Source organism: Tatumella terrea (assembly GCF_039523755.1).
Classification (GTDB): Bacteria; Pseudomonadota; Gammaproteobacteria; order Enterobacterales; family Enterobacteriaceae; genus Tatumella; species Tatumella terrea.
In genome coordinates this window covers 156156-169026 of the sequence record NZ_BAAAFX010000017.1, presented here as the reverse complement: position 1 = coordinate 169026, position 12871 = coordinate 156156, and the positions used below count along the sequence as shown (strand labels likewise).

The 12871-nt window shown below is 54.1% G+C and carries 13 protein-coding genes; 8 read left to right on the top strand and 5 right to left on the bottom strand.

The features are described from left to right. Positions 1 to 80: 80 nt before the first annotated feature. Positions 81 to 1079, bottom strand: a complete 999-nt coding sequence (gene pgl, locus ABD035_RS12845) for a 6-phosphogluconolactonase (RefSeq protein WP_212713920.1) — start codon at positions 1077 to 1079, stop codon at positions 81 to 83. 156 nt (positions 1080 to 1235) lie between these two features. On the opposite strand from pgl, the gene ABD035_RS12840 reads away from it, so the two are divergent. Beyond that, the gene (locus ABD035_RS12840) at positions 1236 to 2054 is read left to right on the top strand and encodes a pyridoxal phosphatase (protein ID WP_343870649.1); all 819 of its coding nucleotides are present in this window, start codon (positions 1236 to 1238) and stop codon (positions 2052 to 2054) included. A gap of 56 nt (positions 2055 to 2110) precedes the next feature. Here ABD035_RS12840 and ABD035_RS12835 read toward each other — a convergent pair whose 3' ends face one another. Further along, entirely contained in the window at positions 2111 to 2269 is a 159-nt protein-coding gene (locus tag ABD035_RS12835; protein ID WP_212713922.1) for an AcrZ family multidrug efflux pump-associated protein, read from the bottom strand. 150 nt (positions 2270 to 2419) lie between these two features. On the opposite strand from ABD035_RS12835, the gene ABD035_RS12830 reads away from it, so the two are divergent. The 6 genes from ABD035_RS12830 (at position 2420) to gpmA (ending at position 9091) form a co-directional block, all read left to right on the top strand. Next, the gene (locus tag ABD035_RS12830; RefSeq protein ID WP_343870647.1) at positions 2420 to 3193 is read left to right on the top strand and encodes a TOBE domain-containing protein; all 774 of its coding nucleotides are present in this window, start codon (positions 2420 to 2422) and stop codon (positions 3191 to 3193) included. Positions 3194 to 3289: 96 nt separating this feature from the next. Beyond that, on the top strand, positions 3290 to 4765 hold the full coding sequence (gene modF / locus ABD035_RS12825) for a molybdate ABC transporter ATP-binding protein ModF (RefSeq protein ID WP_343870646.1): 1476 nt from the start codon (positions 3290 to 3292) through the stop codon (positions 4763 to 4765). 207 nt (positions 4766 to 4972) lie between these two features. Continuing rightward, positions 4973 to 6016 (top strand): galactose-1-phosphate uridylyltransferase, encoded by a 1044-nt coding sequence (gene galT / locus ABD035_RS12820; protein ID WP_343870645.1) that lies wholly within the window; start codon positions 4973 to 4975, stop codon positions 6014 to 6016. 1 nt (position 6017) lies between these two features. Continuing rightward, positions 6018 to 7166, top strand: coding sequence for a galactokinase (gene galK / locus ABD035_RS12815; RefSeq protein WP_343870644.1), 1149 nt, complete (start codon positions 6018 to 6020; stop codon positions 7164 to 7166). Next, positions 7160 to 8188 (top strand): galactose-1-epimerase, encoded by a 1029-nt coding sequence (galM, locus tag ABD035_RS12810; protein WP_343870643.1) that lies wholly within the window; start codon positions 7160 to 7162, stop codon positions 8186 to 8188. The genes galK and galM overlap by 7 nt, the downstream gene beginning before the upstream one ends. Before the next feature lie 150 nt (positions 8189 to 8338). Next, positions 8339 to 9091 (top strand): 2,3-diphosphoglycerate-dependent phosphoglycerate mutase, encoded by a 753-nt coding sequence (gene gpmA / locus ABD035_RS12805; RefSeq protein WP_212713928.1) that lies wholly within the window; start codon positions 8339 to 8341, stop codon positions 9089 to 9091. 65 nt (positions 9092 to 9156) lie between these two features. On the opposite strand, the gene aroG is transcribed toward gpmA, so the two are convergent. Then, positions 9157 to 10209, bottom strand: a complete 1053-nt coding sequence (gene aroG, locus ABD035_RS12800; protein ID WP_343870642.1) for a 3-deoxy-7-phosphoheptulonate synthase AroG — start codon at positions 10207 to 10209, stop codon at positions 9157 to 9159. 275 nt (positions 10210 to 10484) lie between these two features. On the opposite strand from aroG, the gene zitB reads away from it, so the two are divergent. Beyond that, positions 10485 to 11447, top strand: a complete 963-nt coding sequence (zitB, locus tag ABD035_RS12795; RefSeq protein ID WP_212713930.1) for a CDF family zinc transporter ZitB — start codon at positions 10485 to 10487, stop codon at positions 11445 to 11447. On the opposite strand, the gene pnuC is transcribed toward zitB, so the two are convergent. Together pnuC and ABD035_RS12785 are read right to left on the bottom strand one after the other, a co-directional pair. Then, positions 11444 to 12166 (bottom strand): nicotinamide riboside transporter PnuC, encoded by a 723-nt coding sequence (gene pnuC / locus ABD035_RS12790; protein WP_212713931.1) that lies wholly within the window; start codon positions 12164 to 12166, stop codon positions 11444 to 11446. The two genes, zitB and pnuC, sit on opposite strands and share 4 nt — an antisense overlap. A 136-nt stretch (positions 12167 to 12302) precedes the next feature. Continuing rightward, positions 12303 to 12800 carry a methylated-DNA--[protein]-cysteine S-methyltransferase gene (locus ABD035_RS12785; protein ID WP_343870641.1) on the bottom strand — a complete coding sequence of 166 codons (498 nt, stop codon included), beginning with the start codon at positions 12798 to 12800 and terminating at the stop codon, positions 12303 to 12305. Between the last annotated feature and the right edge of the window lie 71 nt (positions 12801 to 12871).

Below are 12871 nucleotides of genomic sequence, written 5' to 3'. Positions count from 1 at the left end.
GGAATGGCAGGAACAGCCAGCCTGTGCTGGCGGTGCCTGCGCTAACCTCCCCGGCCGTCATCGCTGGCCGGAGTCAGAGACTAAGCCACCGCCGGCGAATAGAGCGTCACCCACATCGGGCCCTGGCCAACCGCATAGCGGTTAAGAGGCGTGAGCAGGCCATTCTGCTGTGAAATGGCATAGACTTCGATATGATGCGATTTTTGCCCGGCAGCAATCACAAACCTGCCTTCACCGTCAATATTAAAGCCACGGGGCTGTGTTTCTGTCGGCTGGTGTCCTTCAATGGTCAGGACTGCACCGTCTGCGCTGACAGAGAATACGGTGATGGTACTGCTGGTACGGTCACAGGCATAAAGAAAGCGGCCATCCGGGGTCAGATGGATATCCGCCGCCCAGCGCGTCTCATCGAAATCATCAGGCATCATATCCAGAGTCTGCACGGTTTCTGCGCCCTGCGGGGTCAGTTTTAGGACGCTGACCGTGCTATCGAGTTCATTCACCAGATAGGCATAGCGCCCGGCCGGATGAAACGCCATATGACGTGGGCCGGCACCGGCGACTGTAGGGATCTCTGCGCTGGCAGGCTCGGTCAGCTGATGTTCACTGTTCCAGCGGAAAGCACAGACGCGATCCTGCTTCAGGGCCGGAGCAAACAGCAGAGCATCATCGTTGCTGATATTCGTGGAGTGACACCCCTCCAGCCCGCTGATCACCTGACTCACGTCCTGCGGTAATCCCTGACCATCGAGCGGAGTGACACTGATTAACCCGTCATGATAAAACGCGGTGAACAGAGCGTTACCCTGGTGGTCGGTGGAAAGATGGGTCGGGCTGCCCGGAAGTGCCGCCTGACCGGCTTCGGTCAGACGCCCTTCCGCGCCAATATGATAAGCGATAACGCGAAATTCGGGACGCACACCCACATAAAGCACCGGCTTATCCGGATGAACGACCATAGGCTGTACCTGCCCGTTGACATCAATCACCTGCAATAAAGTCAATGCTCCTGCCTCAGAGAGTTGCCAGACATGAATTTGCTGACTTTCGGGGCTGGCGGTATAAATAACTTGTTGCATGTATTCTCCTTACCTGGAATATGTCTTTTTCGGGTTTACCCCACTCTATCGCAATATGCCAGCGCAAAAAATGATTTATTGATGCCCTCTTTTTTGGTAGCCCCTTCGTGACCGGGTTAAACTCTGTGAAACACATCATCTGCAGGTACAGATTTTATGAGCTATCGCGTCATTGCCCTCGATCTGGACGGGACGTTACTGAATTCCGCAAAAACTATCCTGCCGGAAACCCTGGAAGCGCTTCACAAAGCACAGCAGTCCGGCGTCGAAATTATTCTTGCCACCGGCCGTCATCACAGTGCAATTCATCCGTTTTATCAGGCACTGCAGTTAACCACTCCGGCGGTCTGTTGCAACGGTACCTATCTGTATGATTATCCGCAGCAGCGGGTGTCAGACAATGATCCTATGACTGCCGATCAGGCAGAGCTGATCATCCACAGCCTGGAGGCATACAATATTACGGGCCTGCTGTATGCGGATGATGCCATGCTTTACCAGCAACCTACCCCGCACGTCATTCGTACACGGGCATGGGGCGAAACCCTGCCGGAAGCACAACGGCCGGTGTTCCGTCAGGTGCCTTCACTGAGTGAGGCGGCACGTCAGGCTGAGCGGCTGTGGAAATTTGCCCTTTCTCATCAGGATAAACCGCAACTGGAGGCATTTGTGCAGCACATCACCGACGAAGCCGGCGTGACTTGTGAATGGTCCTGGGTGGACCAGGTCGATATCGCTCAGCAGGGGAACAGTAAAGGAAAACGTCTGCAGCAGTGGCTGACCCGTCGGGGGTTTTCCATGCAGGATGTGATTGCGTTCGGTGATAACTATAATGACCTGAGTATGCTGGAAAGTGCCGGTCTCGGGGTGGCGATGGGGAATGCGGATGATGCAATTAAAGCCAGAGCCGATTGGGTGATTGGTGATAACGATCATCCGTCGATTGCCAGGGCAATCTATCAGAAGGTGTTATAAGGCCGCGCGGTTTACAGAGGCGGCCTGCCCCCTGCGGACAGGTCGCATCGTGTCAATCAGTGGGTCGTCGAATGAGACGCCTGGTCATCATTACGACGGGAACCTGAAATCAGGTTAAACAACTCACCCAGTGCATAAATTAATCCCAGAATCAGGGCCGTTACAACCGGCACCATAATAATGGCCATCAACAGGCTTTGCAGCAGTTCCAGCATATGAACCTCAGTCTGTTTACAAAAGAGGTAGTTTATCGACTGCCCCGACGAATGCCCATTGCTTTTTGTGCTTTTATATTTCATTACTCCCCGGCCGCTCGCCTGTTCCGCCGATGATACGCGTCAGGTGAACCCCGGAAAGGAATTATCATGCAGGCAGATATCTCTCTGGTCATCCATCTCAGTAACAAACTGTTTGCCGACCCCCGGCGCATCAGGCTGCTGCTGGCCATCGAACAGACCGGCTCCATCACCCGGGGGGCCAGGCTGGCAGACATCAGCTACAAGACCGCCTGGGATGCGATTGATGCCATGAATACCCTGGCGGAACAGACCATTGTCGAACGGGTTGCCGGGGGGAAAGGCGGTGGCGGTGCCCACCTCACCGTCTATGGCCGACGGATGCTGCAGTTATATCAGTTACTGGAACAGATACAGCAGAAAGCGTTTGATGTGCTTCAGGAAGACGGCCTGCCTCTGAACAGTCTGCTGGGTGCCATCTCCCGCTTTTCGCTACAAACCAGTGCCCGTAATCAGTTATTTGGTACCGTGGCCGATCGGCATACAGACGGTGTGCTGGAAACGATCACGGTATTACTGGGTGATCAACAGACCCGTGTGCAGGTGACGATTACCCACGGGAGTGGTGAACGGTTACAACTGACACCGGATAAAGAGGTGCTGGTACTGATTAAGGCGCGCTGGCTGAACGTCCATCACCGCCCGACGACGCAGGAAAATCAGTTTCCGGTCACGATTTCCGCTATCACCCCCGGCCCCGCCGGGTCCGAAATTCTGATGCAACTGGCAAATGGCGAGGCGCTCTGCGCCACCCTGCCGCCCGGAGACACTGGTTTTACCGCCGGCCAGTCCGCCTGGGCCAGTTTTGATGCCGCCAATGCCTTGCTGGCCAGCCTGAATTAACCTTCGCGGTGACGATAATCGCGTAACCTGAACGTTTGACATCCGCCAGTCTGCCGGATACAACTGTGTAAAACAGTGCGTAAAATGGTATACAACATGGCATCATTGCATATTTCGCAAGGCTCATTCCGTTTAGGTAAACACCGGACGCTTGAGATTGAACAACTGAATATCCGCGCCGGTGAGAGCTGGGCGTTTGTCGGCACTAATGGCAGCGGGAAATCATCACTGGCCAAAGCCATTGCCGGGGAATTGCCGCCGGAAAGGGGTGAACTGACCGGCGACTTCCAGCGGGTGACCCGGTTGTCACTGGAACAGCTTTCGCGACTGGTGGCCGATGAGTGGCAACGCAGTAATACCGATCTGTTCAGTGAAGGGGAAAACGATCAGGGGCGGTTAACCCGCGATATTATCATGGACAGTGTGCAGGATGAGGCCCGTTGCCTGCAACTGAGCGACCTGCTGGGCATCCGATCTCTGCTGGATCGCCCCTTTAAATTTCTGTCCACCGGGGAAACCCGTAAAACCCTCCTCTGCCAGGCTCTGATGGCCGGGCCGGATCTGCTGGTGCTCGATGAACCCTTCGATGGCCTGGATGTGCTTTCCCGGCAGAATCTGACCCGGTTACTGAACAGTCTGTATATGCAGGGGACGACGTTAGTTCTGGTGCTGAATCGTTTCGAAGACATTCCGGAATTTATTGATCATGTCGGTGTTCTGGCAGAATGTACCCTGAGCTATACCGGCCCCCGTCAGCAGGTGCTGGCAGAGGCGCTGGTCGCCCAGCTTGCGCACAGTGAGAATCTGAGCTCCGTGGCCTTGCCCCCGCCGGATAACCCCGCCACGCTGCACAGTGATCAGGACGTGATCCCCCCGGTTATTCTGCGTAATGGCCGGGTCTCGTGGGAAGATAAACCGGTGATTGATGGTCTTAGCTGGCAGGTCAGTCCGGGAGAGCACTGGCAGATTATCGGGCCGAATGGGGCAGGTAAGTCAACCCTGCTTAGCCTGATCACCGGTGACCATCCGCAGGGCTACAGCAATGATCTGACATTATTTGGTATCCGCCGTGGCAGCGGTGAAACTATCTGGGATATTAAACAGCATATCGGGTATGTCAGCAGCAGCCTGCACCTGGAATACCGGGTCAGTGCGTCGGTGAGAACCGTCATTCTGTCCGGTTTCTTTGACTCTATCGGCTTATATGAAGCGGTATCTGACCGGCAGCAGCAACTCACCACCGGATGGCTGGCGTTACTGGGCATGAATAATGCTCTGGGGGATGCACCCTTCCACAGTTTGTCCTGGGGACAGCAACGTTTAGTGCTGATTGTCAGGGCGCTGGTCAAACATCCGCGATTGTTGATTCTGGATGAGCCCTTACAGGGACTGGATGCGATTAACCGGCAACTGGTTCGGCGGTTCATCAATATCCTGATCGGTGAGGGGCGTACGCAATTACTGTTTGTCTCCCACCATGCCGAAGATGCCCCGGACTGTATTACCCACCGTCTGAGCTTTGTGGCTGACGGACAACGCTACACTTATCTGCAGGAGACATTGGCTTCCTGACCCGGCGACGGCGGGAACCCCCTTCCCGTCGTTTTCTCGTCCCTGTTATCCCCCACTCACCGGCACCGGCAAAAATCGCTAAAAACAGAGTAATCCTTCTTGTGTAAACGCTTACATTTATCCACACTGATCGCCAATCCAGCCTATACTCTTTATCAGAGGCAGGCTTTTCTGACCCTGTCGCCAGGCCATTCTCAGGAATATATTATGTCTGAATTTAATCCGGTCGATCATCCGCACCGCCGCTTTAACCCGCTGACCGGTAAATGGATACTGGTTTCCCCGCATCGTGCTAAGCGTCCCTGGCAGGGGGCACAGGAAACGCCCTCAGAAGAAAAACTCCCCGCCCACGATCCGGACTGTTTTTTGTGTGCAGGTAACCCGCGTATCGGCGGAGAAAAAAATCCTGACTATACCGGTAGCTGGGTGTTTACCAATGATTTTGCCGCCCTGATGCCCGATACCCCGCAGGCCCCGGAAAACGGGGATCCTCTGCTGCGCTGTGAAAGTGCCCGCGGCACCAGCCGGGTGATCTGCTTTTCGCCGGATCACAGTAAAACGCTGCCGGAGTTATCCACTGACGCGATTGCGGAAGTTATCCGTACCTGGCAGGAACAGACCCGCGAACTGGGACAGTCATGGCCCTGGGTTCAGGTGTTCGAAAACAAAGGCGCCGCGATGGGATGCTCAAACCCCCATCCGCACGGTCAGGTCTGGGCTAACAGTTTCCTGCCCAATGAAGTGTTGCAGGAAGATCGTATGCAGCGCGAGTATTTTGAAAAACAGGGTTCCCCGCTGTTACTGGACTATGTCAGACGTGAACTGGCTGACGGACAACGGACTGTGGTGGAAACAGAGCACTGGCTGGCGGTAGTTCCCTGGTGGGCCGCCTGGCCTTTCGAGACCTTACTGCTGCCGAAAACCGCGGTCTTACGTCTGAACGAATTATCTGCGGCACAAAGCAGTGATCTGGCGATTGCCCTGAAAAAACTGACCAGCCGCTATGATAACCTCTTCCGGTGCTCATTCCCCTATTCCATGGGCTGGCACGGCGCACCGTTTACCGGTGACTCTGACCGTCACTGGCAATTACATGCCCATTTCTATCCGCCGCTATTGCGCTCGGCCACCGTGCGTAAATTTATGGTCGGTTATGAAATGCTGGCCGAGTCACAACGGGACTTAACCCCGGAACAGGCTGCCGGACAACTACGGGCAGTGAGCGATATTCATTACAGGGAGGCAAACTGATATGCAACTACAGGAAACCACAGTCACTCTTTTCAGAGAGGCGTTTGGGTATTCGCCTGACCGCAAGTTTCAGGCACCCGGTCGCGTTAATCTGATTGGTGAACATACGGACTATAACGATGGCTTCGTGCTCCCCTGCGCTATCGATTACCAGACGGTGATCAGTTGTGCCCGGCGTCAGGATAACCGGGTGCGGGTCATCGCTGCCGATTACGACAATGCGATGGACGAGTTTTCTCTCGATGATCCGATAGTGCCGGTGCAGGAACCTCTCTGGGCCAACTATATCCGGGGGGTATTCCGCCATTTGCGTCAGCGGCAGGACGGATTCGGCGGCATGGACATGGTCATCAGCGGGAATGTGCCACAGGGGGCCGGGCTCAGTTCATCCGCCTCGCTGGAGGTAGCAACGGGGACGGCCATACAGCAATTATGGGGACTGCCACTCACGCCGTCGGAGATCGCACTGATCAGTCAGGAAGCCGAGAACCAGTTTGTCGGATGTAACTGCGGCATTATGGATCAGATGATTTCCGCGCTGGGCAAACGGCATCATGCCCTGCTGCTGGATTGCCGTACTCTCGGGACGCGCGCCGTACCGATGCCGGAAAACGCGGCCGTGGTCATTATTAACTCTAATTTCAAACGCACTCTGGTGGGCAGTGAATATAACACCCGCAGAGAGCAATGTAATACCGGTGCCCGGTTGTTTAACCAGCCGGCTCTGCGCGATGTGACGCTTGCCCGGTTCAGCGCCGTCAGCGCAGATATCGATCCGGTCGTGGCGCGGCGGGTCCGCCATATTCTGACCGAGAATCAACGTACCCTGGATGCTGCCGAAGCACTCAGCAAGGGCGATTTAGTCACTATGGGACGTCTGATGGCCGATTCTCATGCCTCAATGCGGGATGATTTTGAAATCACGGTACCGCAGATAGACACGCTGGTCGAAATCGTGAAATCGGTGATCGGTGACGAAGGAGGTGTACGGATGACCGGGGGGGGATTTGGTGGCTGTGTGGTTGCGCTGATCCCTAAGCATAAGGTGGAAGAGGTCCGTAACGCCGTTGCCGGACAGTACGAAGCCAGAACCGGCATTAAAGAAACGTTTTATGTCTGTCATGCCTCAGAAGGAGCCGGCGAATGTTAACACACGACGCGTCAGGCCCCGACGGCATGCCGTTACGGGTGACGGTATTACGGAATGCCAATGGGATGGATGTCACCTTTATGGATCTGGGGGCCACCTGGCTGTCCGCCAGAGTGCCTCTGAGCGATGGCAGTGTACGTGAAGCCCTTCTCGGATGCGCGACCCCTGCAGATTATCTGCAGCAGTCGGCTTATCTGGGGGCCTGTGTGGGCCGTTATGCGAACCGGATTGCTCAGTCTTTTCTGACCCGGACTCAGCATTCCCTGACCCCGAACCAGCCTCCTCACCAGTTGCATGGCGGACCGGAAGGGTTCAGCCACCGCCGCTGGCTGATAGTCAGTCAGTCCCCGACAGAGGTGCGTTATCGACTGCACTCCCCGGACGGGGATCAGGGGTTTCCCGGTAATCTGACGACAGAGGTGCACTATCAACTGACGGATGACAATGCACTGATCATTACCTATCAGGCTGAAACGGATCAGCCCTGTCCGGTCGCGTTGACGAATCATGCCTATTTTAACCTTGATGCATGTCAAGGTGATGCCCGTCAACATCGGTTAAAAATAGAGGCAGATCACTATTTACCGGTTACCCGTGAAGGTATTCCTGAACGCGGGTTACACCCGGTTGAGGGCACCGGGTTTGATTTTCGTCAGCCAAAAACGATCGCCGATGATTTTCTGAAGGATACCGATCAGCAGACCGTCGGGGGATATGACCACGGCTATCTGCTCAGTCATCAGGGAAATCACTTAACAGAGGCGGCACGACTGTGGTCCGCGGATAATAAGCTGAGTCTGTCGGTCGCGACCTCAGCCCCGGCCTTACAATTCTACTCAGGGAATTTTTTAGACGGTACTCCGGCACGTCAGGGAACCTGGCGGAATTATCAGGGGATCGCCCTGGAGACTGGGTTCCTGCCGGACTCGCCTAATCACCCTGAATGGCCGCAACCGGATTGCTGGTTACAGCCTGGTGAAAAACTGCACTCTGTCACCCGCTATCAGCTGATCCCTGCATAGCCCGTTGACGAAATATACTGCGGACAACCCGCTCCGGACTTACACCGGCCGTTGTTTTCCGCTATGGTAAAGTCCTATTGTCCGGCCTGTCTCCGGCACAGACACAGTTTCCATAATCATAGAACGTTAAAAGCATTAAGGAGTTAAGCGATGGCAGTAACTAAGCTTGTTCTGGTACGCCACGGCGAAAGTCAGTGGAATCAGGAAAACCGCTTTACCGGTTGGTACGATGTGGACCTGTCTGATAAAGGCCGCGAAGAAGCAAAGGCCGCAGGTAAATTACTGAAGAAAGAAGGTTTCAGTTTCGACTTCGCCTATACCTCTGTGCTTAAGCGTGCGATCCACACGCTGTGGAGTGTTCTCGACGAACTCGACCAGGTCTGGCTGCCGGTTGAAAAATCATGGCGTCTCAATGAGCGTCATTACGGTGCCTTACAGGGGCTGAATAAAGCGGAAACCGCCGAAAAATACGGTGATGAGCAGGTAAAACAATGGCGCCGTGGTTTTGCTGTGACTCCGCCGGAGCTGGAGCGCAGCGATGAACGTTTCCCGGGCCATGACCCGCGTTATGCTTCCCTGACCGAGGAGCAACTCCCGACCACAGAAAGCCTGGCACTGACCATTGAACGTGTGATCCCGTTCTGGGAAGACGCTATTCTGCCGCGCCTGAAAACCGGAGAGAAGGTGATTATCGCCGCACACGGTAACTCTCTGCGCGCGTTGATCAAATATCTGGATAAAATGTCTGAAGATGAAATTCTGGAGCTGAATATCCCGACCGGTGTTCCTCTGGTGTATGAGTTTGATGAAAACTTTAAACCACTGAAACGTTACTATCTGGGTGATGCCGATGAAATCGCAGCGAAAGCCGCGGCGGTGGCTAATCAGGGTAAAGCAAAATAATTTCTCAGGCCTCTGCAGGTTCTGATAAAACGGCCGGATGCTCCGGCCGTTTTTTTAACCCGGCATTACTCTGCGCGACGGGTACGAACCGCTTGTGCAAGCTGCTGTAACACCTGTTCGGTAGCCTCCCATCCGATGCAGGCATCGGTGACACTCTGGCCATACACCAGTGTTCCGGCCTCCGGGCTCTGATTCCCTTCCACCAGATGACTTTCGATCATCACGCCCATAATGCTCTGATCCCCGCCAGCAATTTGTCCGGCAACATCCGTCGCCACTTCCAGTTGTTTCTGATACTGCTTAGAGCTATTGGCGTGGCTGAAATCGATCATGATCTTTGGATCCAGACCGGCGCGGACTAATCCCTCACGGACCTCTGCCACATCAGACGCCTGGTAGTTCGGTGCTTTACCGCCACGCAGGATAATATGGCAGTCCTGGTTTCCGGAGGTTTCGACGATCGCTGAATGGCCATATTTAGTCACTGACAGGAAGCAGTGCCCCGCAGCGGCGGCATTAATCGCATCGATAGCGACTTTAATCGTACCGTCGGTACCGTTTTTAAACCCGACCGGGCAGGACAGTCCGGACGCCAGCTCACGATGCACCTGTGATTCGGTGGTGCGGGCACCGATAGCCCCCCAGCTCATCAGATCTGCCAGATATTGCGGGGTGATCATATCCAGAAATTCACCGGCGGCCGGCAAGCCCGTATCATTAATGTCTGATAACAGTTTACGGGCAATTCTCAGACCCTCATTAATCCGGAAGCTGCCATCCATTTGCGGATCATTGATCAATCCTTTCCAGCCAACGGTGGTGCGGGGTTTTTCAAAATAGACACGCATAACAATTTCCAGTTCACCCGACAGTTGCTGGCGCAACTTTCGTAATTTACCGGCATATTCCAGAGCCGCCTGCGGGTCATGGATTGAACAAGGACCGATCACCACAAGCAAGCGATCATCCGTTCCCTGCAGAATCTTTTGGATGGCCTGACGGCATTCAAAAACCGTCGCCGCCGCCGCGTCAGAGGCCGGATACTTTTCCAGCAATGCTATTGGCGGGAGCAGTTCTTTAATCTCCCGAATCCTTAAATCGTCATTCTGGTAGTTCATAACGGTTCCAAAAAAAATGAATGTAGAAAATCCCTATCACTTTAGCCTGCAGCGCGGTCAGAGTAAATTAGCTTTAACCTTGCTATTCTGCTCACTTTAAAGAAGATTGACTGTTAAACCACTCACAGGTGTTAAACACCCCCCCGGATGGCCCTGCCACCGCCACCCGGTCCGGGCAACCTATGCCATACTGATAACATCTTATTACAGGCTGTCTGGCGAGTCTTCAGGGCCGGACAGGGTAACAATAACCACCACCAGGATGAATTTTTCCTATGGCTCATTCACATCAGCACGCCCCTGCCAGTGTTAACCGCTCCCGGTTACTGGCCGCTTTTATCGTCACCACGCTGTTTATGCTGGTGGAAGTCATTGGCGGCTGGCTTTCAGGCTCTCTGGCCTTACTGGCCGATGCCGGACATATGCTGACCGATGCCGGCGCCTTATTACTGGCATTACTGGCGACCCACTTCTCACAGCGCACTCCGGAAAAACATCAGACTTTTGGCTTACTGAGGCTGACTACCGTCGCGGCCTTTGTTAATGCCCTCGCGTTACTGGTGATCATTCTACTGATTGTCTGGGAAGCTCTGCTGCGCTTTCGCTCCCCGCAACCGGTGGCCGGCGGGCTGATGCTGGGGATTGCCGTGGCCGGATTACTGGCAAATATTCTCTGTTTTTATCTTCTGAAGCAGGGGCAGGGAAAAGAAAATCTTAATGTCCGGGCCGCGGCACTGCATGTGCTGGGTGATCTGCTCGGCTCTGCCGGGGCGATTGTTGCCGCCTTACTGATCTTATGGACCGGATGGACACCCTTTGATCCGATTTTGTCGATTCTGGTATCCCTGCTGGTGCTGAATAGCGCCAGGCAACTGATACGCGACAGTCTGCGTGAACTGCTGGAACATGCCCCGGCCAGCATTGATATTGATAAACTCAGCCGGCAGCTGACGCTGAATATTGCGGAAATACGTAATGTGCATCACGTCCATCTCTGGCAGGTGGGCGAAAAAACGCTTCTGACGCTGCATGCCAGAGTTATCCCGAATTACCAGCAGGATGCATTACTCGGCCGTATCCATAACTGGCTTAAAGAAAATTATTCAATCACCCATGCGACGGTACAGCTGGAATATCAGGAATGTACGCAGCCGGAATGTCAGTTAGGCACCGAAGCGGAGTCCGGGAATGATGATCACCACCACTCCCGGGACTATGAGGGATCGTTACATCATTAAGGGCGGCTGAGCGCGCGGGAATGATGTTCCCGCGCACTGGCTATCCATAAACGGCAACCATTTAAAGCAATAAAGGTCAGTACGACATACTCCAGAGACATCGCATACACCCCTTGCAGGGCAAAGACACCGATACTGATAAGATTGATCACCACCCATAGCAGCCAGTTTTCCACATACTTACGGGTCATCAATACCATCGCAACCACCGACAGAACGGTCATGCAGGCATCCCAGAACGGATAGGCGTCCGGCTGTAACGGGGGTACCGACACACTGAAACCGGCCAGCTGAAGCAACTTAACCATGGTGGCAGACAGAGCGCCGAAAACGGGGTCAATAAAGCGGGTCAGTAAGCCGATAGCAATCACCACAACGACCAGCCAGACCAGTGTCTGTCGGCGTGACATCCAGCGGACAGATAAGGTGGGATCGCTGCCGGCCGCATGGCGGGTCCAGGCATACCAGCCATAAATATTGGCCAGGAAAAAGAAGATCTGCAGCAACAGGCTGGAATAGAGTTGGATCTGGAAGAAAATCAGTGCAAACAAAGTGACGTTGATCAGGCCAAAAAGATAATTAATAATTTTTTCTTTACTGGCCAGCCAGATACAAAGTAAACCGCAGAGCGTTCCTATCGCTTCAATCCAGGAGAGGTTATACCCTCCCCGGCCGATAGGAATATGAACCAGCAAATGGTTAATACTGAAAAAATCCATCCTCTCTCCTCCGGGTGACGCCGGACGCCGATTGTTTACTATAAAAAACCAAGAAACCGGATAATGCCACAATATTTACTGATAACACAGTTTTGTTTTATAAATTAAACACCGCCCCGGGAATGAATCTCCTGAATTAACTGACGTCCGTCAGGTAATTCTTCGCCTCGAGCGAGAGTAATTGCTGCTTAACCTCCAGTCCGCCGGCAAAACCGGTCAGACTCCCGTTGGCACCAATGACCCGGTGACAGGGAACGATCACCGATAGCGGATTTCTGCCATTGGCTGCGCCGACCGCCCGCATGGCTTTCGGGCGATGGATACGCCCGGCTATCTCACGATAACTCCGCGTTTCACCGTAGGGAATTTCTCTCAATGCCTGCCATACCTCGCACTGGAAAGGTGTGCCTTCAAACTGTAGCGGTAAATCAAAGGTTTGTCGCTGGCTGTCAAAATATTCTGTTAACTGTTGTGCTGCCCGTTCCAGCACCGGATGATCCGTGACCCGTAATTCAGGAAATGCCCGGATGCGTGAAGGGCGTTCATTTTCCCAGGCCACAGCGGCCAGCCCCTGCTCCCCGGCAATCAGGGTCAGTTCACCGACCGGTGTCAGCAATAATCTGTAATAGTACATATAACATCTCCCTGCGCTGCACGATGCTGAACATTATGCCACGTTCGCGCCGGGTCACCGGCGGTTTTCGG

Excerpts from the sequence above, each read along its gene's own strand:
- pgl (WP_212713920.1), bottom strand. The coding sequence starts at position 1,079 with ATGCAACAAGTTATTTATACCGCCAGCCCCGAAAGTCAGCAAATTCAT.
- ABD035_RS12840 (WP_343870649.1), top strand. The coding sequence starts at position 1,236 with ATGAGCTATCGCGTCATTGCCCTCGATCTGGACGGGACGTTACTGAAT.
- ABD035_RS12835 (WP_212713922.1), bottom strand. The coding sequence starts at position 2,269 with ATGCTGGAACTGCTGCAAAGCCTGTTGATGGCCATTATTATGGTGCCG.
- ABD035_RS12830 (WP_343870647.1), top strand. The coding sequence starts at position 2,420 with ATGCAGGCAGATATCTCTCTGGTCATCCATCTCAGTAACAAACTGTTT.
- modF (WP_343870646.1), top strand. The coding sequence starts at position 3,290 with ATGGCATCATTGCATATTTCGCAAGGCTCATTCCGTTTAGGTAAACAC.
- galT (WP_343870645.1), top strand. The coding sequence starts at position 4,973 with ATGTCTGAATTTAATCCGGTCGATCATCCGCACCGCCGCTTTAACCCG.
- galK (WP_343870644.1), top strand. The coding sequence starts at position 6,018 with ATGCAACTACAGGAAACCACAGTCACTCTTTTCAGAGAGGCGTTTGGG.
- galM (WP_343870643.1), top strand. The coding sequence starts at position 7,160 with ATGTTAACACACGACGCGTCAGGCCCCGACGGCATGCCGTTACGGGTG.
- gpmA (WP_212713928.1), top strand. The coding sequence starts at position 8,339 with ATGGCAGTAACTAAGCTTGTTCTGGTACGCCACGGCGAAAGTCAGTGG.
- aroG (WP_343870642.1), bottom strand. The coding sequence starts at position 10,209 with ATGAACTACCAGAATGACGATTTAAGGATTCGGGAGATTAAAGAACTG.
- zitB (WP_212713930.1), top strand. The coding sequence starts at position 10,485 with ATGGCTCATTCACATCAGCACGCCCCTGCCAGTGTTAACCGCTCCCGG.
- pnuC (WP_212713931.1), bottom strand. The coding sequence starts at position 12,166 with ATGGATTTTTTCAGTATTAACCATTTGCTGGTTCATATTCCTATCGGC.
- ABD035_RS12785 (WP_343870641.1), bottom strand. The coding sequence starts at position 12,800 with ATGTACTATTACAGATTATTGCTGACACCGGTCGGTGAACTGACCCTG.